Source organism: Cellvibrionales bacterium (assembly GCA_016713115.1).
Classification (GTDB): domain Bacteria; phylum Pseudomonadota; class Gammaproteobacteria; order Pseudomonadales; family UBA7239; genus UBA7239.
In genome coordinates this window covers 1,937,402-1,959,731 of the sequence record JADJPU010000001.1, presented here as the reverse complement: position 1 = coordinate 1,959,731, position 22,330 = coordinate 1,937,402, and the positions used below count along the sequence as shown (strand labels likewise).

The following is a 22,330-nucleotide window of genomic DNA, read 5'->3' as shown; positions in this document are numbered from 1 at the left end:
CATGCCCTGTGTCAAGGAGCTGAAAATGTTATGCTAACTAGCTGTTTTTAGAGGACTGAATAAATGACTTTTGCAATCGGTATCGGTATCGGCACACGCAATAATCATGGCGAATGGTTGGAAGTTTTTTATCCTTCCCCCCTCTTACACCCGACGGAGGATTTAGCACGCACCGTGGCGACAACACTGCATCACACAGGTGGCAACGCGGCGATTGAAGTCAGTACCGAACAGATGTGGCAATTGGATGTCGCTCTGCAAAAAAACGGTCACACCCTACCTTGGCTCGCCACGCTGAGCAGCAGTCAACAGCCCTTGGTTGTCACGCTATTGGAAACCGATGCGCAATCCACTTCCGTGCCAGAGGTGTATTTAAAACTGCATTTGCTTTCGCACCGTTTGGTGAAACCGCACAGCATCAATCTCGCGGGCATTTTTGGTTTATTGCCCAATGTGGCGTGGACGAATGAAGGCGCCATTGATATTCGCGAATTACCTGAAAGACAACTCGCCGCGCGCATTGCCGGTCGCACACTGGAAGTTTCTTCTGTCGATAAATTCCCCAAAATGGCAAATTATGTTGTGCCAACCGGCGTGCGTGTGGCTCACACTGCACGCGTGCGACTCGGCGCCTATTTGGGCGAAGGCACCACCATCATGCACGAAGGTTTCGTCAACTTTAATGCCGGCACGGAAGGGCCTGGCATGGTGGAAGGTCGCATTTCTGCCGGTGTTTTTGTCGGCAAAGGCTCAGATATTGGCGGCGGTGCTTCAACGATGGGCACATTGTCTGGCGGCAATAATGTGGTGATTTCTCTCGGCGAAGGCTGCTTGCTCGGCGCAAATGCTGGCGTAGGCATTCCACTCGGCGATCGCTGCACGGTGGAAGCTGGCTTGTATCTCACCACTGGTTCTGTCATCACATTGATTGATAACGCAGGCAATAGCGCTGGCACCTGCAAAGCGCGCGAGTTGGCAGGAAAATCTGATTTATTATTTCGCCGCAACTCTAAAAACGGCGCGATGGAATGTTTGACCAATAAAAGCGCGATTGAATTAAACGAAGCATTGCACAAACACAACTAAATAAAATAAAAGAAACGACACATGACCGCCATGACACCTACACTCGCACTCACCTGCCAACTGATCGAGCAGCCATCGGTAACGCCGCACGACGCCGATTGTCAGCAGATCATGATGCAGCGTTTGTCTGCTCTTGGTTTTGTGTGTCGTGAAATGCCCTTTGGTGATGTAAAAAACTTTTGGGCTGTGCGCGGCTCGGAAGGTGCACTGTTTTGTTTTGCCGGTCACACCGATGTGGTACCTAGCGGCGATGAAAATCACTGGCACAGCGCCCCATTCAAAGCGACGATAAAAGACGGTTATTTATACGGACGCGGCGCAGCCGATATGAAAGGCAGCTTGGCCGCGATGGTAACGGCCTGCGAGCGTTTTGTTACAGCACATCCAAACCACAAAGGCCGCATTGCGTTTTTAATCACTAGCGATGAAGAAGGTGTTGCGGTAGACGGCACAGTAAAAGTAGTTGCGCAATTGCAACAAGAAAACACTTTGATTGACTGGTGCTTGGTGGGTGAACCTTCCAGCACCAAAACAACGGGCGATGTGATTAAAAACGGACGGCGCGGCTCACTGGGCGCAAAACTGCTGGTAAAAGGCGTGCAAGGACATGTCGCCTACCCGCACTTAGCGCGCAACCCTATTCACGATGCTGCACCGGCACTAGCAGAATTGGCGAATGAAATATGGGACAACGGCAATGATTTCTTCCCTGCTACCAGTTTCCAAATTTCAAACATCCATGCAGGAACCGGCACTACCAATGTCATCCCAGGCACTTTAGAAGTCTTATTTAATTTTCGTTTTTCGACAGAAGTGACGGAACAACAATTGCGTGAACGCACCGAAAAAATCCTGCAAAAACACAATCTGCAATACAGTTTGGATTGGAGTTTAAGTGGCCAACCTTTTCTCACTTCACGCGGCGCACTGGTTGATGCCGCCGTTGCCGCTATACATGCAGTGACAGGCATAGCCACAGAACTCTCTACCGCAGGCGGCACATCAGACGGGCGTTTTATTGCACCCACCGGCGCACAAGTAGTGGAGCTGGGGCCTGTCAATGCCACCATTCATAAGATTGACGAAAACACACATATCGAAGAATTAGAGCAGCTATCGTCGATCTACGAAAAGATTTTACAAAAACTGCTTACTTGATTGATCTAAACAACTCCGCCACTTTTTTTTCTGAAACTGGCTCGCGTGTTTTCATGGGTTGCGCAAACAGGGCAATGCGCCACTCCTCCAGCAACCAGCGCAACTCGCGCTGTGCATCCGTCCACTCTGCAAGCGTTTTTTTCTGCTGCCATTCACACACAGGCTGCCAATATTTCTGCAACTGCGCGACTGCTTGTTGATCGCGCGGCACGCCGCCACGCAATCGCTCCAAACGCTTCTGTAAAGCCTCCACATAACGACCATACTGTAAAACCTGCTCTGCTGGCGCTTCTTGCAAAAAATGCGGGTGCCACAGCGCAGCTAACTGCGAGCGCATATCCTGCACGGTGATTTTGGCCTCCGGTGCTTTTAGTGCATCCAATTGCTGCTGAATAAGCTGTGTTGCTATTACCGCTTTGGCAATTACTGCATCCATTTTTTGTGCAAACGCCACCAATTCTGCTTTCTGCGCAGCCAATCGATTTTCAAAGTTCGCCTGCGTGCGCGGCAAATCACTATGCGCAAAAAATACCGCCGCAATGCAGCAGTCAATCAAATCTTGCATCACATTGCCAGACACACCCACTGCCGTTAATGCCAAGCGCACGCGGTTGTCGCGCAAACACTCTTTCTGCAAATACTTCACTTGCTGCGGCAATGCAAAACCAGCCAGCCGCACCAAACCGCGACGGTGTTCACGCTCGGCCCACTCTGGTGTGTCATACAAAGTGATGGACACACTGTCGCCATCATCCTGCAAAGCAGGGTACGCCATCACCTGTATTGCACCGCGTTGTTGCGGCAACACCGCAGGTAGTTCAGGAAATGTCCAACTGCGCAGCCCGCGCTGTAAAAAGTTTGCACTGCCCGCTTGCTGCACGATGGCTTGCACAATCTCGCGCGCTTGCTCCGAAAACTGCGCTTGCAGCATGGCTAAATTTCTACCCTGCGCCAACACAGCATTGCCTTCGCCCAACACTTGCACATTCATACGATAAAACGGCTCCAAAGCCATTTCATCCAACTCTGTTTCGCCTACTTTCAAAGAATAAAAACGCAGCAATAATTTTGCCAATGCCTGCGCCAAGGTTTCATCCGGCGCTGGCGCTGTTTGCGACAACAAAGCCACTAAACGCTCTGCAGTGCTAGGCAATGGAACTAAAGTTTTGCGCAACATTTTTGGCAAGGCGCGCAACAAGGCCTGCACTTTATCCGCCAACAATCCTGGCACCAGCCAAGTTAAACGCGCGACCGGCATTTGGTTCAACAGCGCCAAAGGCACTTGCAGGGATACGCCATCCTGCTCATGTCCAGGATCAAAACTGTAAACCAACTTCAAAGCATTGCCATTGCAGTCAAGATGATCTGGAAACTGCTGCACGGTTTCCTCGCCAACGTCTTTCAGCAAGATATCCGCTTCGGTCAGCAGCAATAACGCCGTATTTTTCTGGCTTTCTGTTTTATACCAATCATCCAGTTGTCGCGTGGTAACAATATCCGCCGGAATCTTGGCGGCATAAAAGGCAAACAAGGCATTGTCATCCACCAATAAATCGCGGCGGCGAATTTTTGCCTCCATCTCTTCCACATTGGCAATCAAGTGCTGATTTTTTTCGATAAAACGATGACGACCGCGATAATGCCCTGCCACCAGTGCTTCACGAATCAGCAACTCACGCGCCGCGGCGACATCAATATCACCAAAAAACACCTTTTGTTTTTCTACCAACACCAAACCGTACAGGCTGCTGCGCTGGTGAATCATCGGCATACCGCGCTGCACATCCCAAAATGGTTCAAAATAATCGCGTTGAATTAAATGTCGCGCCGCTGGCACCACCCACTGCGGCTCTATCATGGCCACGCAATGCGCAAACAACTGCGAGGTTTCCATTAAATTGGCTGCCAGCAACCAGCGCGGTGTTTTCTTCGCTTGCGCGGAGCCGGGAAAAATCCGCAGCTTGCGTTGGCGACAGCCGAGGTATTCTTTTTCTTCTTGCCGCTGCGCGATATTGGACAACAAACCCACCAACAAGGCCTGATGCAAACTGGCGTACAAAGCTGGCTTTAGTGTTGTTGTGTTTTCTGTATCACTATTGATTTTCCAACCCAACTGCTGGCAAGCAATGTGTAATTGATGATGGATATCGCGCCATTCGCGCATACGCTGCCACGACAAAAATTCACTTCACAAAATTTTCGCAGCGCATTTTTCGTGAGCGCCTGCCTCTGCACTTCAAAAGCATTCCATAAATTGAGAAAACTGACGAAGTCCGAGCGCTCATCCGCCCACTGTTTATGCTTTTCATCCGACTGCTGTTTTTTCTCTGCCGGACGCTCGCGCGGATCCTGCACACTCAGGGCGCTGACAATGACCAAAGCCTCGTGCAAACAGTGTTTTTCGCGTGCCGCCAGCAAGATGGCGGCCAAACGCGGATCCACCGGTAGCGCCGCCATTTGTCGCCCGCGCGCAGTAATGCGCCGCTGCTCATCCACCGCCTGCAATTATGCCAGCAAGTTGTAGCCTTCATTGATGTGGCGCAGCTCTGGCGGCTCCAAAAACGGAAAATCCACTACCTGCCCCAAACGCAACAACAGCATTTGCAAAATTACGGATGCCAAATTAGTGCGCCGAATTTCTGGATCGGTAAATGCAGGGCGCGCTAAAAAATCCATCTCGCTGTACAAACGCACACAGATGCCGGCCTCCAAACGCCCGCAGCGTCCGGCGCGTTGATTAGCGCTGGCCTGCGCGATATTTTCTATCGGCAAACGCTGTACCCGCGTGCGATGGCTGTAACGGCTCACACGCGCTTTACCAAAATCCACCACATAGCGAATGCCGGGCACAGTGAGCGAGGTTTCTGCCACATTGGTGGAAAGCACAATGCGCCGCCCCGTGTTAGGCGCGAAGATTTTTTGCTGCTCTTTTAAAGTGAGTCGCGCATACAGCGGAACAATATCGCAGTGCAACAAATGCTTGTTGTATGTTTTTTGTTTGCGCAAATACTGTGCGGCTTCCAATATATCGCGCTCGCCGCTGAGAAACACCAACACATCGCCGCCGCGCACCGTGCGCTGTTTTTCCTGCTCGAATAAATACTCCAGCGCTTGTTCCAGCACTTCACCGGCATCTTCCGGCTTGCCCAACATTTCATCTGGCGGCAAATAGGCAATCTCAACAGGGAAAGTTCGCCCTTCTACTGTAATTGTCGGCGCGTTGTTAAAGTGCTGTGAAAAGCGCTGCACATCAATCGTCGCTGAAGTAATAATAATTTTCAGATCAGGACGCTGCGGCAGTATGCGTTTGATATAGCCCAACAAAAAATCAATGTTCAGCGAACGCTCGTGCGCCTCATCAATAATCAACACATCGTATTTTTTTAGTAGGCGATCGCGCTGAATTTCCGCCAGCAAAATACCGTCAGTCATCAATTTGATGCGCGTGTTGTCACTGCTGTCATCGTGAAAGCGCACTTGGCAGCCCACCGTCTGCCCCAGCGGTTCATTCAGCTCTTGTGCAATGCGCGTCGCCACCGTGCGCGCCGCCAAACGACGCGGCTGCGTGTGACCAATTAACCCGTTCTCACCGCGACCCATTTGTTTGTGAAACAACAATTCCAAACAAATTTTTGGCAGTTGCGTGGTTTTGCCGGAGCCAGTTTCACCGGCAACAATCACCACTTGGTGCGCAGCAATCAGCGCCGCGATTTCCTCACGACGCGCAACAACGGGAAGTTCAGGTGGGTAATTAATTACACGGGGAAGCATGGCTGGGCATTGTACCTGCCCTCTCCTGATCAAACAGCGCCGAGACTTCTGTTTATCGCGGCAAAGTGCCGCTCCTACAGATCAACGCACAACACCGTAGGAGCGCCACCTTGGCGCTATGAATGAATCATCGCGCCCCTGCGATTAAAACTCCACACCGTTCACCACGGTTACTTTGCCCGCATCTTTCAGCAGTTTGGTTTTGCCATTCACGGCGACAGGCAAATCAAAGCCAGGAATGCCGATGATGATGTCAACTTTGCCATCACCGTTGATGTCACCAGCACTTATGACTGCGCCGAAATAATCTTTCGTCACATCGCCATATTTTGTTGTTCCGATTTGGGCGTAACCATTGCCACTGAATACAACAACACTGCCCGCCATTTTGATGGGCTTTTTCGGGTTGCTGGTGGGTTTGTTGTCTTTCCAGGCGCCAGCAATCAAATCCGCTTTACCATCATTATTCACATCACCGAGCGCCACGCTGTAGCCGAGTTGCGCTTTGGCGTTCGTGCCGTATTTTTTCGGCGTGAGTTCTGTGCCGCTAATGCCGGAGAACACACTGATACTGCCAGCATCTTTGTGCGCGTTATCCAAATCATCATCCAATGGCGCACCAACAAGCACATCCTTGTAGCCATCATTATTCACATCACCTATCGCAATGGATCTACCAAACTGCGAACCTTTCGCGCCGCTTTTTGTGAAGAACGGATCTGCTGGATTTGCCAGTAAATACGCTTTAACGCTGCCACTATTTTTTAAGGCATCAACACTGTCATTCGGTGCGACGATGATGATGGCAATGCCGTCATCATTCAGTTTGCCTGTTGTGACAGAAGTGCCCGCATAAGCATTTGCTGTTGCACCATAGAACACGGTGTTAAAACGGCTGAGATTGGTGCTGGCGTACACGCTCACACTGCCCGCTTGTTTGATGCCAGATGCGCTGGCTTCCTTCGGCGTGCCCACCAGCACCTCTGCACCAGCCACGCCGTCCACATTACCTAGTGCCACCGCTGCGCCAAATTGTGATTTGGCTTGTGTGCCGTTGATAGTGGCAGGGCTGCGGCTTGTGTTATTTGCTCGCCCGTAAAGCACTGTCACCGTACCGGTGTGTGTGACTCCAGCATTGGGCGCGCCGACAACTACATCATCAAAACCGTCGTTATCGACATCGGCACCGCCAGCCACGGCAAAGCCCAGCGCATCTTTGGCAGCAGCACCTTCAACGCCCGCAAGCTCCGCGCTATCTTTACCGGAGATCACCACTGCGCGGCCTATGTCTTTTTTCGTTTTGATTTTCAGCGCCTTATCCGCAGGCAAATCATAGCCCGGCATACCGATCACATAATCGCCGTAACCATCTCCGTTGAAATCGCCGGCAAAGGCAACAGATGTACCAGCCTTGTCAGATTTTGCAGCGCCATCAATATCTTCTGGCAACGGCACAGGGTCATCGCATTTATCGCCTAATCCATCACCATCCCAATCCAATTGGCTTGTGTTTGCAATGAGTGGGCAGTTGTCGGAAACATCGGCAACAGAATCGTTGTCATCGTCTGTATCACAAACATTGCCTTGGCTGTCGCCGTCTGTATCAAGTTGATCGACATTCGCAATTAGCTAGCAGTTGTCTGAGGCGTCAACTACATTATCACCGTCGTCATCGGTATCTGCGTTGTTACCCGTGCCATCACCATCAGTGTCTACGCTTTCGTTCGCATCCAGTGGGAAGGCATCGGAGACATCGGGAATGCCATCGTTGTCATCATCAACATCACAAGCATCTCCCAATCCATCAATATCCGTGTCGAGCTGATCCGTATTGGCATCTAGGGGACAGTTATCCGTCAGATCATCAATACCATCACCATCAGAATCCAAATCTGGCAAGTACCTCGCAACTCCTAATTTATCTGTCCCTACAGTTCCAGCTAAAACCAATTTACGATCATGCTGCTGAACAACAGAAAGTGAAGAATCTGTGCCCACTGAAAGATTAGTTGTAATAATTCCCGTGCCGCCACCAATTGCAGTGTCCACAGAACCATCATCATTGAAGCGCCTAAATTGAAAATCATTTCCACACCAACCAGTTACAACCACCTTTCCATCGTTTTGCACAATAGCGTCTCTAACACTCATACAAGAAATTTTTACAGTGCCACCAGCGCCAAAACTTGTATCAATAGCACCGTCCAATGGTTTTAGGCGCATTATCGCGCCCATAGTTGGATCAGGCTCGGATGCATTTGCTACCCCCGCCACCAAGATCCCGCCGTTAGCCTGCTGAACCACCGAGAGCGCAGTATTCTGCCCCGTCACAGGATATACATTTTTTTTACCAAAGCTGGAGTCGAGAGATCCATCCGAGTTAAAACGCGCCGCCGACCAAATATTGCTCGACCCACCTGGTGAGATAGAACCTGCCACAACTAGTTTGCCGTCTGTTTGCTGTGCTACTGCAGAAAAACTTTCAGATCCGCCACCACCCATATCTGCAGTTACAACGCCATCATCATCAAAAGTAGTGTCCAACGCCCCATCTGGGTTAAACCGAGTCAACGCCGATTGATTTATAGTTTGTCCTGCGATGACAATTTTGCCATCCGACTGCAGAACACCTCCTCTGACGGTGTAGAGCGAATTCGGGAAAGTCAAATCGAGAACGCCATCGGCCGTGTAGCGCCGCAAAGGACCCCAGATACCCGCAGTAAGCAACTTGCCATCAGCCTGTTGGAGCAAAACACTGCCGCCAGATGCAGTAGCCACTCCATCACCACTGAATGTGGTATCCAATGTTCCGTCATGGTTGAATCGAGTCAACGCCGATTCAGATGAAACTACAATCTTGCCATCTAGCTGCTGAATAACTTTTACACCATAAGCGCTTGTCCCAGCTACAAGCACTTTTCCTGTACCACCAAAACCGACATCCAAATCCCCCGGCGCAGCAAGCGCGCTAGAAGAAAAAATAACCATCAAAATTGCTGCCAGCCATCTGCGCATTACATACAGTGTCTTGTCCATATTTCCCTGCTTTGCCATGCCTTCGCCCTGTTATCAAAATTGACATTCAACGGCAAAAGGTATGTGTTTTACCCCCCCATACTGTGATGCGTATCACATATTTAACTTTGAGAGATTTCAATTTTGTTCAGAAACCTACGCTGACTCTGCATTGACCACTTAACTTAGTGTAACTACAATAAGTCCATGGAAATGACTTTTGATGCTGCCAAGGATGCCAGCAACCTCGCCAAGCACGGGGTAGCATTGACTGACGCCCTAGCGTTTGAATGGGACACAGCCATTTGTATTCCCGACACTCGCCAGAACTATGGCGAGCCGAGGGTGCTGGCCATTGGTTACATCGGGCTGAGGCTGCATACGGTAGTTTTTGTAGATCGTGAGGGTGTGCGGCGCATCATTAGCTTGCGCAAAGCCAACAACAGAGAGGCGAAACGATATGCCAAAGCTTAAGCAGGGAACGGTTTTACCTACAAAAGAAGAGGATGCCCTTATCACGGCCGCCGCTATGGCGGATCCCGATGCCTTGCCTTTCTCTGATGAGGAATGGAAAGCAGCCAAACCGTTTATGCGCATGGGGCGTCCACCGGCTATCTCACCCAAGCAGGCAATTACTGTGCGCTACGATGCCGATGTAATCACCGCTTTCAAGGCCAGCGGCAAAGGCTGGCAAACCCGCATGAACGCTGCCCTGAAGGACTGGCTGAAAAATCACTCTCCGGCGTGATGGATTGTTCCATTTTCCCAAGCTAGGACGCGCCTATCCGATCATCTGATTGCCGAAATCCAAAACGGCTCGGAAAAAATTATCACCCGCAACGACAAAGGCTAAAGAAAAAACTCAACCATGCCCAAACGGGCATTTGCCAGCGCCAGACGCATTATCAATGCCCTTCGGCGGCAAGCCGGCAAAGGCATCGGCGCGGTTTTGTTCGCGGTCTGCCAAAATTAAATCCGCTGCTCTTTCTGCCACCACTACCACGGGCGCGTGGGTATTGCCGGAAATTAAATTGGGGAAAATGGACGCATCCACCACACGCAGCGCGTGCAAGCCGTGCACTTTTAGTTCGTTATCCACTACCGCCAGCGCATCATCTGCCGCACCCATTTTGCAAGTGCCAACCGGGTGATACACGCTGCCGCCTTTTTCGCGCGCGTACTGCAAAATTTGTTCATCGGTTTGCACGGCTGCGCCAGGGATAATTTCTTGCGTGGCAATTTCTGCGAACGGCGCAGCGGCATAAAACTTGCGCTGCCACTTGATGCCCTCCACCAAACGATCGCAATCGTCCTGATCGGTTAAATAGTTGTACAAAATTTTCGGCGCAGCTTTTGGATCGGTGCTGCGAATATGCACATGGCCGCGCGATTTTGGGCGCAACACACACACCGTAGAATTTACGCCAGGAATATCAGAAGGCACCATGTTGCCCGCGTCATCCATGCCGCCTGCGCCTGGCGTAAAGTGAATTTGAAAGTTAGGGCGCGCATCGCGCTCACCGCGAAAAAATGCCACGACATTGGCCGCAGGAAATGCCAACACGCCGCGCTTGGCAAAAATGTAGCGGAATAAACTCAAGATGATGCGCGGAAACTTGCCGTCTTCACTAATGGTCGGCGGATTTTTCACACCGTGCTGCACTTGCACATGGTAGTGATCTTGCAAGTTTTCACCCACGCCGCGCAGTTCGTGTTTCAATTCTATGCCCTGCGCTTGCAACACTTCTTTTTGTCCAACGCCAGACATTTCCAACAGCGCGGGTGAATTGAGCGCACCGGCTGCGAGTATCACTTCCTGCATCGCCGCCGCTTCTTGCAACTGACCGTTTTTATCCAAATAGTGCACGCCAATAGCGCGCGTTTTGTGAAACAACACTTTAGCAGCAACGGCTTGCGTGGCGATCACCAAATTTTTGCGTGCGCGCACTTCTTTACTCAAAAACGCTGCCGCCGAACTCCAGCGCTTGCCATTTTTTTGATTCAACTGAAAATAGCCCACGCCTTCTTGCGTTTCACCGTTGTAATCTTTGTTAAAAGGAATACCCAGTGTTTTCACGGCACGCAAATAATTTTCGGTTTGCGGATACTCGGTGCGACAGCCCGTAACATTCAACTCACCACCTTTGCCGTGATAGCGATTCGCTTCACCCAACTCGTAGTTTTCACCACGCCGCCAATACGGTAACAGTGTTTCGTAATCCCAACCGGCACAACCCGGCTGCTGCGCCCACTCGTCGTAATCTTCACGCTGGCCGCGCACATACACCATGCCGTTGATAGAACTGCATCCACCCAGAACGCGACCGCGCGGCGAATGCACAGGTCGATTATTGCAGCCGGGCTCTGGCTCGGAATAATAAATATTGGTGTCTTTCGGATCGTGTATCAGTTTGATAAAACCAATCGGCATGTGAATCAACGGATTGCTATCTTTGCCACCGGCTTCCAGCAATAACACGCGGATATTGCTGTTGCGTGACAAGCGATTGGCAAGCACACAACCGGCTGAACCGGCGCCGACGATGATGTAATCAAACTGGTTATCGAGCATGGCAATTCTCTGAGGTGATAACGAAGTGCTGCGATTTAACCGCAGCGCACTCAGCTCGGCAATCGTCGCTTCGCTTAGCCGTATATTTCCCAGTATCATCCTGCGCTTTAGTCGCACTACACTGGAAAGACACAGGCATCTCAGGAGCATCCATCATGGGCATAGCCAATTATTTCGATAGCGACCCCAACTTCACCGCCGTACAAGAAACGGAATTGGTGCGCTTAACCAAAGCACTGCGCCAACTCATCGATCACACCGTGAAGCTCAACGCGCCGCTGGAAACGCTTTCACAACTGGCGGATACCGCAGAATCCATGGCGGCAACTATGCAGCCCTACAGCGGCGTGCGCCCCATTGCTGCGCACAACAAACATTTTCGTCCTGACGATGTGAATTGGTCCGGCCCTTACAGTCCCGTCGCCGGCCGCTGCAATCCGCTGTCGCCCCCCATACACATGGTGCTGCGCGAAGAAAAAGCCATAGGCACCGTAACCTTTGGCGATGCCTACGAAGGCCCTCCGAATTGCGTACACGGCGGCATGGTGGCGCTGACTTGGGATCATGTCATGGCACTGGCGAATATGTTGATCAACGCACGCGGCCCCACCGCTTGGCTGCATGTCGACTACAAAAAACCCACACCGCTGTACGCGCCGCTGCGTTTTGAAGCGTGGATCGACAAAGTTGAAGGCAAGAAAATTTTTATCAAAGGCGCGTGTTACGCCAATAACGAAATCGTCACCGAAGCCAGCGGTTTGTTTATCAACACCGTGATTAAAAATATTGGCATGGAAGAAGAAATGCTGCGCCAAGATGTGCTGCGCGGCACAGGAGAAAACTCCGATGACCGACACCCGTTACATCCCTCTCGGTTCACTGCTGATTGATATCGAGTGCGAGCTGCGGCGCGGTGGTTTTTGGCAAAACGAAACACCGCCCACCAGCGCATTGGCCAGCATCGAACCGTTTGCGGTAGACACACTCGACTTCCACCAATGGCTGCAATTTATTTTTTTGCCGCGCATGCGAGAACTGATAGATGCACGCCAAGTGCTACCAGAGCAGTGCAACATCACCGCGATGGCGGAAGTGGTGTGGGCAGATGAGACACGCGCCATTACTGTAATCAATGCACTGCGCCAGTTTGATGAAACCATCAATAATTCTTCTGCAAGATAAACACTTGCCACAGGATTTTTATGTTACGCCTCACAGAAATTCGCCTGCCTTTAGATCACACACCGGAAGCACTGCGCGCCGCGATTCTTGAACGGCTGAGCATTGCAGATATAGATTTGCTGGATTTCTCGGTATTCAAACGCAGCTACGATGCACGCAGCAAACGCAACATCCAGCTTATTTACATCGTTGATGTGCAAGTCAAAAACTCTGCTGCACTGCTACAACAACACCAGAATCATCCACATATCAAAGCCACGCCCGACATGGCATATCGCCCTGTTGCGCAAGCTCCCTCTTCACTAAAACATCGCCCGGTGGTCATCGGCATGGGGCCTTGCGGCATTTTTGCGGGCTTGCTGTTGGCACAAATGGGCTTTCGCCCGATTATTCTGGAACGCGGTAAAGCCGTGCGCGAGCGCACGCAAGACACCTGGAAACTGTGGCGACAACACGAATTAAACCCTGAATCCAATGTGCAATTTGGCGAAGGCGGCGCCGGCACATTTTCTGACGGTAAACTGTACAGCCAAATAAAAGATCCGCACTTTCACGGCAGAAAAGTCTTAGAAGAATTTGTAAAAGCTGGCGCACCGGAAGAAATTTTATTCATCAACAAACCGCATATCGGCACCTTCAAATTGGTGAGCATGGTGGAAAACATGCGCGCCACCATTGCAGCACTCGGCGGTGAAATTCGCTTTGAGCAGCGCGTGACGGATATAAACATTGTTGATGGCGCTGTTTGCGGCGTGCAACTCGCCAGCGGTGAAACCATTGAAACCGATCGCGTCGTGCTCGCTATCGGCCACAGTGCGCGCGACACCTTTGAAATGCTGCATCAACGCGGCGTGCATATCGAAGCCAAACCGTTTTCCATCGGTTTTCGCATCGAGCATCCGCAATCTTTGATTGATCAATGTCGCTTTGGCGATTTTGCCAATCACCCCTTGTTAGGAGCTGCGGATTACAAACTGGTGCATCACGCTAGCAATAACCGCAGTGTTTACAGTTTTTGCATGTGCCCAGGCGGCACGGTAGTCGCCGCTGCATCTGAACCAGAGCGCGTCGTCACCAACGGCATGAGCCAGTATTCACGCAACGAACGCAACGCCAATGCGGGCATTGTGGTGGATGTCACGCCCGCTGATTTTGCGGACGCGCATCCCTTGGCGGGCATTGCTTTTCAAAGACAGTGGGAATCGCACGCTTATGAATTGGGCGGCAAAAACTATTCTGCACCTGCGCAGCGCGTGGGTGATTTTTTGGCAGGCAAAGCTTCTGTAGAGGCAGGCAGCGTTATTCCTTCGTATCGCCCTGGCGTGCAATGGACAGATTTATCCAGCGCACTGCCCGATTACGCCATCAGCGCTATTCGCGAAGCCCTGCCCGCCTTCGATAAAAACATCAAAGGCTTTGCCTTCGCCGATGCCGTGCTCACCGGCGTGGAAACGCGCACTTCCTCACCTGTGCGCATCACACGCGACCCTACAAGTTTGCAAAGCCTGAATATAAAAGGTCTATTTCCTGCGGGCGAAGGCGCGGGCTACGCGGGCGGCATACTCTCCGCCGGTGTAGACGGTATTCGCGTGGCAGAAGCTGTCGCGTTGAGCCTCATCTAAAATCTATTAATTTTGTATCTTCTAGGGGATTTCACCTAGAATCCCTCTCTTGAGAACACCCAGCCACACATCAACGACAGGAAAACTGTTTTGCAAACCGACCTCAACATCGAAAATTTTTTGACACATATTCACCAACGCGACCCTCATCAGCCAGAATTTCACCAATCAGTAGAGGAAGTGGTTCGCACGCTATGGCCTTTCCTTGAGCAAAACCCGCACTACCTCACCGCCGGTGTTTTGGAGCGCATGGTGGAGCCAGAGCGCGTCATTATGTTTCGCGTGCCCTGGGTCGATGACAAAGGCAAACTGCATGTCAATCGCGGTTATCGCGTGCAAATGAATTCAGCCATTGGTCCTTACAAAGGCGGCATTCGTTTTCATCCTTCCGTTAATTTAAGTGTGCTGAAATTTTTGGCATTCGAACAAGTGTTCAAAAACTCTCTCACCACACTGCCCATGGGCGGCGGCAAAGGCGGTGCAGATTTCGATCCCAAAGGTCGCTCTGATCAGGAAGTGATGCGTTTTTGTCAGAGCTTTATGACGGAGTTATATCGACATATTGGCTACAACCTTGATGTCCCTGCTGGCGATATCGGCGTAGGTGCACGCGAAGTTGGCTATATGTTTGGTCAATACAAACGCCTCGCCAATGAGTTTAGTTCTATTTTGACTGGCAAAGGACAAAGTTATGGTGGATCGTTGATTCGTCCCGAAGCCACCGGCTACGGCACCGTGTACTTCGCACAAGAAATGTTAAAGCGCCGCCATGAAAGTTTTCGCGGCAAGCGCGTAGCAATATCCGGCTCTGGCAATGTTGCGCAATTTGCAGCAGAAAAAGTGATGGAGTTGGAAGGTGTAGTTGTTTCACTCTCCGACTCAAGTGGAACGGTATATTTTCCCAATGGACTCACGCCAGAACAATATCAAGCGGTACATCATGTCAAAGATGTAAAACGCGGCCGTATCAGCGAAATAGCCGAACAATTTTGGCTTCCGTATTTAGAAGGTCAACGCCCTTGGAGTATTCCTTGTGATATCGCACTGCCCTGTGCAACACAAAACGAACTCAACGGTGAAGATGCGCGCATGCTGCTTAAAAACGGCTGCTTCTGCGTTGCGGAAGGCGCCAATATGCCGTCTGACTTGGATGCCGTTGAAACTTTTTTAAATGCCAAAATTCTCTATGCACCAGGCAAAGCGGCCAACGCAGGCGGCGTTGCTGTTTCTGGTTTGGAAATGTCGCAAAATGCCATGCGCTTGCATTGGACAGCCGCAGAGGTAGACGAAAAACTGCATCAAATTATGCAAAGCATTCACGCGTCCTGCGTGCGCTTTGGCGAAGAATCTGATGGAAAAATTAATTATGTAAAAGGCGCGAATATCGCTGGCTTTGTTAAAGTTGCCGACGCCATGATCGCACAGGGTGTGGTGTAACTTTTGTTACACCATCGCCTTTCTTGACTCCCTATTTTTTAATCATCGCATCCAAAATTTTATTCACTTTGTCAGTGTAGGGAGGCTTCATCCCCATCAACTGCATCATGTTGATTTTGGATTGCGTGTACACCGAACGCGCATGACTAAAAGTTTTAAAGCCCTCAATGCCGTGATAATTCCCCATACCACTGGCACCAACACCACCAAACGGCATGTCTTCACAGCTGACATGCTGGATCACATCGTTCACCGTCACACCACCTGAAATCGTGCGCGACAACACCCGCTCCTTCTCGCGCGCATCATCTGAAAAAATATACAAAGCCAAAGGGCGCGGATGTGCATTGATATAGTCAATCGCATCATCAATATGCTGATAGCTTCGCATCGGCAATAGAGGTCCAAAAATTTCTTCCTGCATGACTTTCATGGATTCTTTAGGCTCAACAATGAGTGTTGGCGGAATTTTGTGTATGCCATCTTTCTGCATGGCAAAACTTTCATTGGCAGGATTGACCACGCGCACTTCGCCTTCTTGTGCTTTGGCATCATCAATATAACTTTGCAAGCGTGCGTGATGGCGCGCATTGATGATAGATGTGTAATCTGGATTGTCACGAATAGTGGGAAACAATTCGGCAAACGCATTTTCCAACTCGGCGATCAACTCATTCATAGCCAAGTGATGCACTAAAATATAATCCGGCGAGAGGCACACCTGCCCCATGTTCAGCGCCTTGCCAATCGCAATCGCTTTGGCAGCTTTTTTCAAATCAGCATCGCGCCCAACCACTACAGGGGATTTACCGCCCAACTCCAAGGTCACTGGCACTAAATTATCTGCCGCCGCGCGCAAAATGTGTTTCCCCACACTGGTCGCACCCGTGAATAGTATGTGATCAAACGGCAGTGCCGAAAAAGCAGTACCCACATCTTGCTCACCCGTCACTGCAGTCAATTCTTCTGGATCAAAATATTTTTCAATCAATTGTTGCAACAAATCCGATGTGTGCGGCGTAAATTCTGACAATTTCAACATACAACGGTTGCCCGCTGCGAAAATAGAACCCAAGGGGCTCATTGGCACCCACACTGGAAAATTCCATGTAGCAATCGCGCCGACCACACCTTTGGGCTGATAGTGAATTGCCGCTTTCGCGCCAAGAAAATTTAACGGCGGATCCACATGGCGCTTTTCTGGCTTCATCCAACGCTTTACATTTTTTTTCGCATATTTCAGTGAATTGAGTGAACCAAAAATATCGGCCATGCGCGCTTGGTGCGACGAACGATGACCAAAATCTTCCGAAGTTGCTTCACACAAAATTTGTTGGTTATCGACTAGCAAAGCAATAACGCGATCAATTCGACTTATTCGATTTTCTAAAGACACTACGGCTTCGCGCTCAAACGCGCGGCGTTGACGGTCCAGTAAAATAGGCAGTTGCTCCAGCGGGGTATTAGCCATGGGTTTTCTCCGGTTTTTGTGTCTATTGCGTCGCATCATGCCCACAAAAAACACACACAACAATCAGTAAAAAGACTTGTCTATTGTTGCCGGTTTTTGGGGGGAGGCGTAGGCTTCAACTGCGAGATACATCAAGGAAGTGACCCGTGCCCACACCCGATGAGTCAGCCCTATGACCACTGATGCGAGCCATCCTCTAAGGATTTTGCTAGCCGAGGGCAATGCCCTCGACCGTGCGATTTTGGCGCGCGCACTGCGCGACCAGAACCACAGCACTTATGTCACAGAAGCCCCCAGCCTAGAAGCCGCGTACGCCGCGCTCAGCACCCACTGTTTTGATGTCATTCTTGTAGGGCATCAGTGGCACGACGGCGACGCGGGCCATCTGTTGCTACAAGTGCAGAGCATTCCTGAAGATAAGCCAGCAGTCATCGTGGTCGGTCACGATAATGACGACGCATTAGCCGAGCGCTACATAGACGAAGGTGCCCAAGCCTATTTGCTACATGAAGAAATTCACTCACGCACACTCTTCTGTGCCATCGCGCAGGCACGACAACACGCACATCAATTAGAAGCACTTAAACAGGAAGCGGCTTTTCTCAAAGCCCAGGCCGAACACGATGCACTCACTGGCTTATACAACCGGCGTGTGTTCGATCAAACATTGAATACCTGCTTGGCACAGGCCTGTCGTTATCGTCGCCAATTTGCCTTGCTTATGCTTGATCTCGACCAGTTCAAGCGAATCAACGACACGCTGGGGCATTGCGCCGGTGATGCCCTGCTGCAGCAAGTGGCGGGAAGACTGTGCAACCTAATTCGCGACTCCGACACCGCTTGCCGCATCGGTGGCGACGAATTCGCCATCCTACTACCTGAAATTATCAACCCGCGCCAACCTGCTGTGCTGGCGGAACGCCTGGCTGAATCGTTGCGTGAACCCGTACAAACTGGCAACGGCAATGTGCTAGTGACGGCCAGCATCGGCGTGGCCATCTACCCCGACAATGGCACCACCACAGAAACTTTGATGCATAACGCTGACCTCGCTATGTATCGCTGCAAGGGTCGCGACACCTATACCTCCTCACAATCCTGTAACGCTAGCGACCTACAAGACCAAAGCATCACCCACTGATTGCCTCGCTTTAGGCAGTCACCTATCATGACCACCCTCGCTATTTCCCCTCTTTATTACGCATTCCTGTTGGAGATTTTGCGTCCATGAGCACGCCACAACACCACCGATTAATTATTCTCGGCTCCGGCCCTGCCGGCTATACCGCAGCTATCTACGCCGCGCGCGCCAACTTGAAACCCGTGCTGATTACCGGCATGCAGCAAGGCGGCCAGCTCACCACCACTACCGAAGTGGACAACTGGCCCGGTGATGTGCACGGCTTGCAGGGCCCTGATTTAATGATACGCATGCAGCAACACGCCGAGCGTTTTGCCACGGAAATCATTTTTGATCACATCCACCAATGCAATTTGCAGCAGCGCCCTTTCACTTTGATGGGCAACAACACTTACACCTGCGACGCATTGATTATCGCCACCGGCGCATCCGCACAGTATTTAGGCCTGCCCTCTGAGCAAGCCTTCATGGGACAAGGCGTTTCCGCCTGTGCTACTTGCGACGGCTTTTTCTATCGCGATCAAAAAGTCGCCGTCATTGGTGGCGGCAATACTGCCGTAGAAGAAGCGCTGTACCTGTCGAATATCGCGAGTCATGTCACCTTGATCCACCGTCGCGATTCACTGAAAGCGGAGAAAATCCTGCAGCAGCATCTGCTCGATAAGGCCGCCAACGGCAACATCACCCTGCTGTGGAATCACACGCTGGATGAAGTATTGGGCGATAAAACCGGCGTTACCGGTGTGCGCGTAAAAAACACACAGGATGGCAGCACACAAAATCTTGATCTCAGCGGCGTGTTTATCGCCATTGGTCACAAACCCAACACCGATATTTTTGCCGGTCAATTAACTATGCACGATGGCTACATCAAGATACATGGCGGCTCGAACGGCAACGCCACACAAACCAGTATCGAAGGCGTTTTTGCCGCGGGCGATGTGGCCGATCATATTTATCGCCAAGCCATTACTTCTGCCGGCTCAGGCTGTATGGCTGCACTGGATGCCGAAAAATATCTGGATATGCAATCAAAATAATATCAGCAACAATTTGTGCTACAGCGCACCGAGATCAAAGGTCTCGCCTGCGCTGTCTATCACCAAATGCAATTGCCCATTTCGTTTTTCTTCCCGCGCCAATTCAACCAATTCATAAAAAACAGGACGGTGAATGCGCGCCTCCATGCCACCACGCACGAGAATATACGGCCTCGGCTCATTGCTAACGGGATCCACCTGCACCCGCAAAGGATGTTCAGCATCCAAACGCACAATATCATCTGTCGCTGTGCGAAATAAAAAAGCAGCGAACTGATCTGGAGCCTTCTCTTGCTGCATCTCTATGGCAAGAAACGGCACATCCTCCACCTGAATGCGCATTTTTTCCACAGGTGACACTAAAAAGTATTCATCACCTTCTTTTCTCAGTATGGATGACAACAATTTGGTGAGTGCATCGCGCTGAAAAATACGCCCTTCGTGGTACCAACGGCCATCGCGTGCAATGCGGATATCGATATCACCACAAAAACTAGGATGCCAAGATTCAACAGGCGGCAGCTTTCTTTCTTTCAATTTCCCAGCGAAAGCAAGAAAACCATTCACATCATCCATCGCCCCGCCGTCCAAATTTAAAATAGCTTTCTGTAAATATATCGAGTTGGCACAGCCCTAGAGTTCTCAAACAAAGCCGATAAAAAAGGCGAAAAAGGAAGCTGCTCTTTATTAAACAAATCTAAGCTTGCTTTGCTATCCCAGTGCTCAATCCACGCAATTTGCTCTGGAACACAACAAATCACATCGACATTAAGGCAAGCAGAAATTTTCTTAAGCTCCAGCTTCCAGTCATCTAACAATTTTTTTGCCGATTCAAAATGCACATTGGTTGGCTCCAGCCTGGCCAAAACCATAACTGGCCGGCCTTGTGCCTTATCCTGTTGACCCAAACTATCTGATTGCTTTTCCATTACTTTTCCTCATTGACATCAACATCAAAAATAAAACTGAGCAGCTTCGTGTTAGTTGAGCCACAACGCATCTTCGTTTTCCAAACATTGCTGCAAATGCACCATTCTCTGCAGGCTGGCCGTACGCACCATTGCCGAGCCATAGTACGATTTTAGGCCGAACTCACCTGCACCTGCTGCCGCTATTTTTTGACGCAGCAACGGAATATCTTCTTCCTTTAGCCTCTCTGAAGCGCAAATGGTGAACATACGCCGCTGTCTATGGCTTGCAAAACAAGTAGCGTGTTTCACACGAAAATCAAACACCACCAAATCACCAGGCTCAGTGGGAATTACCTGCGCTGGCACTTCGTGATCCTGCAAACCTAGATCATCAACCAGGCTATCCCCTTTCTTCAAAAAGGACTGAATTTTATTGGAAAATTTATCGCCAAAATGTTGGCTACCAGGCAGCACCCGAAAACACCCACTATCTGCCGCCAAAGAATCCAAATAGAAAATCATTTTTACATTACGATATTTTAACAAGGCTCCATAAGTATCAGAGTGCCAACATGTTCCACATTCAAATAAATTAGCATCGCTACCACGATAAATAAAATCTTCGCCGAGCAGTCCCTTATAAATTCCAAGAATCCGCTCATCATCCAACAGAGAACTTAAATACTCGTCTCGATCAATAAATTGCGTCAAAAACTGTCGCTTCTCATTGGCATGGGCTCGATGTTTCCAGTCAATGACATCTTCCAGCCCTTTAGAAAAAACACAATCAAAAACTTCTGATATTTTATTCGCCTCTTTAGAAAATAGACCCTTGAATACAAGATACCCAAAGGTTTCAAAAAATTTCTTTTGCTGTTCAGATAGTACAAACATAACTATTTTATCTCTCAGCAGCGATCACATTATTCTTCAAATCCATCGCAGCCAACGCATCATACAACTCGGGGTCATCTATCTTCTGCTGTTTTAACACGCCAATTCGGTTAGCAATCCGCGATTTAGGAGCCTCACCCTGCTCAACCTCAAACATTGCTTCCCGAACTACATTGATTGGATCGTAGTTACACTTCAAGCAAGCGGCATTACCCCGCCTGATACTATCCATTTTAATTTGATCCATGTCGGACACACTGTAGTCAAATACCGCCCCCAGCGGCGTCACTTTTTCGTAATCACTGCAACAAATGTAATACTGCCCACTCCAACCGACAAATGGCACAATAAACGCAAGATTGCACCATGTAGACACGCCTTTAGCAGCCATCAACGCCTCAGCTTCAGCTCGATATTTTTCACTGCGCAAAAAATAGTGCCCAGTTTCGCAGGCACCACCGCGCGTAATTTGGCGAAAGGAAAAAACACCCGTCACACCTTGTGACTCCCAATACGCACGCATAGCAGGAATTTTTTCACGATTGATGTCGTGCTCCACAATACTGATCCACACTTCACTGCGATTTGCAGGCTCCCGCTCTGCATTAAGTGTCATAAATGCTGCCACATGCTCACGCATGGTAGCGTAATCCAAGTTGTAAACTTCTTCGTAATCTTCATCGAGATCACTGATGCTGAAAGTGACGCGTGAAATACCTGCTTCCAGCAATAACGCCGATTTTTCCGGTGTTAACAGCGCCGCATTGGTCGTCATCGCAAACGGCACTTTATTTTCAGCCAAATACTGGATGCACTGATCAAAGCGAGGATGGATCAGAGATTCCCCTTGACCGGTCAACATCACGGTTAAGTTTTCTTCTTGCGCACGCGCCACGGCTTGTCGAAAAACCGCATCGCTCATAAAACCCTGCTCAGGGGTTTTATCGCGCGGGCAAAAATGACACAACGCGTTGCAGCGATTGGTCAGTTCTACATCCAGTGCTAGTCGTTTGATTTTCATTGCCAAGGT

Annotated in this window: 18 protein-coding genes and 2 pseudogenes; 10 read left to right on the top strand and 10 right to left on the bottom strand. The window is 50.2% G+C overall.

The annotated features are described in order from the left end of the window. Positions 1-63 precede the first annotated feature (63 nt). Both dapD and dapE read left to right on the top strand, forming a co-directional pair. Positions 64-1,086, top strand: a complete 1,023-nt coding sequence (dapD, locus tag IPK30_09665) for a 2,3,4,5-tetrahydropyridine-2,6-dicarboxylate N-succinyltransferase (protein MBK8103519.1) — start codon at positions 64-66, stop codon at positions 1,084-1,086. 30 nt (positions 1,087-1,116) lie between these two features. Further along, positions 1,117-2,244, top strand: coding sequence for a succinyl-diaminopimelate desuccinylase (gene dapE, locus IPK30_09660; GenBank protein ID MBK8103518.1), 1,128 nt, complete (start codon positions 1,117-1,119; stop codon positions 2,242-2,244). Here dapE and hrpA read toward each other — a convergent pair. From hrpA to IPK30_09640, 4 genes and pseudogenes are all read right to left on the bottom strand, one after another. Then, positions 2,237-6,015: pseudogene (gene hrpA / locus IPK30_09655) on the bottom strand (ATP-dependent RNA helicase HrpA). The gene dapE and the pseudogene hrpA sit on opposite strands and share 8 nt — an antisense overlap. Before the next feature lie 144 nt (positions 6,016-6,159). Beyond that, positions 6,160-7,515, bottom strand: coding sequence for an FG-GAP repeat protein (locus IPK30_09650; GenBank protein MBK8103517.1), 1,356 nt, complete (start codon positions 7,513-7,515; stop codon positions 6,160-6,162). Continuing rightward, positions 7,516-7,641: pseudogene (locus tag IPK30_09645) on the bottom strand (thrombospondin type 3 repeat-containing protein). A gap of 3 nt (positions 7,642-7,644) precedes the next feature. Beyond that, complete coding sequence (locus IPK30_09640) at positions 7,645-9,051, bottom strand: thrombospondin type 3 repeat-containing protein (GenBank protein MBK8103516.1); 1,407 nt, start codon at positions 9,049-9,051, stop codon at positions 7,645-7,647. Positions 9,052-9,237: 186 nt separating this feature from the next. Between IPK30_09640 and IPK30_09635 the strand changes: the two genes are divergently transcribed. Continuing rightward, the gene (locus IPK30_09635; protein ID MBK8103515.1) at positions 9,238-9,504 is read left to right on the top strand and encodes a BrnT family toxin; all 267 of its coding nucleotides are present in this window, start codon (positions 9,238-9,240) and stop codon (positions 9,502-9,504) included. Beyond that, entirely contained in the window at positions 9,491-9,778 is a 288-nt protein-coding gene (locus tag IPK30_09630; GenBank protein ID MBK8103514.1) for a BrnA antitoxin family protein, read from the top strand. The genes IPK30_09635 and IPK30_09630 overlap by 14 nt, the downstream gene beginning before the upstream one ends. A gap of 114 nt (positions 9,779-9,892) precedes the next feature. Here IPK30_09630 and IPK30_09625 read toward each other — a convergent pair whose 3' ends face one another. Further along, positions 9,893-11,602, bottom strand: a complete 1,710-nt coding sequence (locus tag IPK30_09625; GenBank protein MBK8103513.1) for a GMC family oxidoreductase N-terminal domain-containing protein — start codon at positions 11,600-11,602, stop codon at positions 9,893-9,895. Positions 11,603-11,757: 155 nt separating this feature from the next. On the opposite strand from IPK30_09625, the gene IPK30_09620 reads away from it, so the two are divergent. The 4 genes from IPK30_09620 (at position 11,758) to gdhA (ending at position 15,843) form a co-directional block, all read left to right on the top strand. Next, the gene (locus tag IPK30_09620) at positions 11,758-12,492 is read left to right on the top strand and encodes a PaaI family thioesterase (protein ID MBK8103512.1); all 735 of its coding nucleotides are present in this window, start codon (positions 11,758-11,760) and stop codon (positions 12,490-12,492) included. Further along, positions 12,449-12,784, top strand: coding sequence for a YqcC family protein (locus IPK30_09615; protein MBK8103511.1), 336 nt, complete (start codon positions 12,449-12,451; stop codon positions 12,782-12,784). The genes IPK30_09620 and IPK30_09615 overlap by 44 nt, the downstream gene beginning before the upstream one ends. Before the next feature lie 20 nt (positions 12,785-12,804). Beyond that, positions 12,805-14,406: an NAD(P)/FAD-dependent oxidoreductase gene (locus tag IPK30_09610; GenBank protein MBK8103510.1), complete on the top strand. Its 1,602-nt coding sequence runs from the start codon at positions 12,805-12,807 to the stop codon at positions 14,404-14,406. A 69-nt stretch (positions 14,407-14,475) separates the two neighbouring features. Then, on the top strand, positions 14,476-15,843 hold the full coding sequence (gene gdhA, locus IPK30_09605) for an NADP-specific glutamate dehydrogenase (GenBank protein MBK8103509.1): 1,368 nt from the start codon (positions 14,476-14,478) through the stop codon (positions 15,841-15,843). Positions 15,844-15,874: 31 nt separating this feature from the next. Here gdhA and IPK30_09600 read toward each other — a convergent pair whose 3' ends face one another. Beyond that, positions 15,875-17,314 (bottom strand): coniferyl aldehyde dehydrogenase, encoded by a 1,440-nt coding sequence (locus tag IPK30_09600; protein ID MBK8103508.1) that lies wholly within the window; start codon positions 17,312-17,314, stop codon positions 15,875-15,877. A 172-nt stretch (positions 17,315-17,486) separates the two neighbouring features. On the opposite strand from IPK30_09600, the gene IPK30_09595 reads away from it, so the two are divergent. Next, positions 17,487-18,455, top strand: a complete 969-nt coding sequence (locus tag IPK30_09595) for a diguanylate cyclase response regulator (protein ID MBK8103507.1) — start codon at positions 17,487-17,489, stop codon at positions 18,453-18,455. Positions 18,456-18,541: 86 nt separating this feature from the next. Beyond that, complete coding sequence (gene trxB, locus IPK30_09590) at positions 18,542-19,495, top strand: thioredoxin-disulfide reductase (protein ID MBK8103506.1); 954 nt, start codon at positions 18,542-18,544, stop codon at positions 19,493-19,495. Between the two features lie 18 nt (positions 19,496-19,513). Here trxB and IPK30_09585 read toward each other — a convergent pair whose 3' ends face one another. Genes IPK30_09585 through IPK30_09570 form a run of 4 tightly spaced genes read right to left on the bottom strand, consistent with a single transcriptional unit; the run spans position 19,514 to position 22,321 of the window. Further along, on the bottom strand, positions 19,514-20,071 hold the full coding sequence (locus IPK30_09585; GenBank protein ID MBK8103505.1) for a DUF1285 domain-containing protein: 558 nt from the start codon (positions 20,069-20,071) through the stop codon (positions 19,514-19,516). A 17-nt stretch (positions 20,072-20,088) separates the two neighbouring features. Continuing rightward, the gene (locus tag IPK30_09580) at positions 20,089-20,424 is read right to left on the bottom strand and encodes a hypothetical protein (GenBank protein ID MBK8103504.1); all 336 of its coding nucleotides are present in this window, start codon (positions 20,422-20,424) and stop codon (positions 20,089-20,091) included. A gap of 51 nt (positions 20,425-20,475) precedes the next feature. Further along, positions 20,476-21,300 carry a phytanoyl-CoA dioxygenase family protein gene (locus tag IPK30_09575; protein MBK8103503.1) on the bottom strand — a complete coding sequence of 275 codons (825 nt, stop codon included), beginning with the start codon at positions 21,298-21,300 and terminating at the stop codon, positions 20,476-20,478. A gap of 7 nt (positions 21,301-21,307) precedes the next feature. Continuing rightward, on the bottom strand, positions 21,308-22,321 hold the full coding sequence (locus IPK30_09570; GenBank protein ID MBK8103502.1) for a radical SAM protein: 1,014 nt from the start codon (positions 22,319-22,321) through the stop codon (positions 21,308-21,310). Positions 22,322-22,330 lie beyond the last annotated feature (9 nt).

Bases quoted from the DNA above. Each gene is read 5' to 3' on its own strand.
- dapD (MBK8103519.1), top strand. From the start codon at position 64: ATGACTTTTGCAATCGGTATCGGTATCGGCACACGCAATAATCATGGC.
- dapE (MBK8103518.1), top strand. From the start codon at position 1,117: ATGACACCTACACTCGCACTCACCTGCCAACTGATCGAGCAGCCATCG.
- IPK30_09640 (MBK8103516.1), bottom strand. From the start codon at position 9,051: ATGGACAAGACACTGTATGTAATGCGCAGATGGCTGGCAGCAATTTTG.
- IPK30_09635 (MBK8103515.1), top strand. From the start codon at position 9,238: ATGGAAATGACTTTTGATGCTGCCAAGGATGCCAGCAACCTCGCCAAG.
- IPK30_09630 (MBK8103514.1), top strand. From the start codon at position 9,491: ATGCCAAAGCTTAAGCAGGGAACGGTTTTACCTACAAAAGAAGAGGAT.
- IPK30_09625 (MBK8103513.1), bottom strand. From the start codon at position 11,602: ATGCTCGATAACCAGTTTGATTACATCATCGTCGGCGCCGGTTCAGCC.
- IPK30_09620 (MBK8103512.1), top strand. From the start codon at position 11,758: ATGGGCATAGCCAATTATTTCGATAGCGACCCCAACTTCACCGCCGTA.
- IPK30_09615 (MBK8103511.1), top strand. From the start codon at position 12,449: ATGACCGACACCCGTTACATCCCTCTCGGTTCACTGCTGATTGATATC.
- IPK30_09610 (MBK8103510.1), top strand. From the start codon at position 12,805: ATGTTACGCCTCACAGAAATTCGCCTGCCTTTAGATCACACACCGGAA.
- IPK30_09600 (MBK8103508.1), bottom strand. From the start codon at position 17,314: ATGGCTAATACCCCGCTGGAGCAACTGCCTATTTTACTGGACCGTCAA.
- IPK30_09595 (MBK8103507.1), top strand. From the start codon at position 17,487: ATGACCACTGATGCGAGCCATCCTCTAAGGATTTTGCTAGCCGAGGGC.
- trxB (MBK8103506.1), top strand. From the start codon at position 18,542: ATGAGCACGCCACAACACCACCGATTAATTATTCTCGGCTCCGGCCCT.
- IPK30_09585 (MBK8103505.1), bottom strand. From the start codon at position 20,071: ATGGATGATGTGAATGGTTTTCTTGCTTTCGCTGGGAAATTGAAAGAA.
- IPK30_09580 (MBK8103504.1), bottom strand. From the start codon at position 20,424: ATGGAAAAGCAATCAGATAGTTTGGGTCAACAGGATAAGGCACAAGGC.
- IPK30_09575 (MBK8103503.1), bottom strand. From the start codon at position 21,300: ATGTTTGTACTATCTGAACAGCAAAAGAAATTTTTTGAAACCTTTGGG.
- IPK30_09570 (MBK8103502.1), bottom strand. From the start codon at position 22,321: ATGAAAATCAAACGACTAGCACTGGATGTAGAACTGACCAATCGCTGC.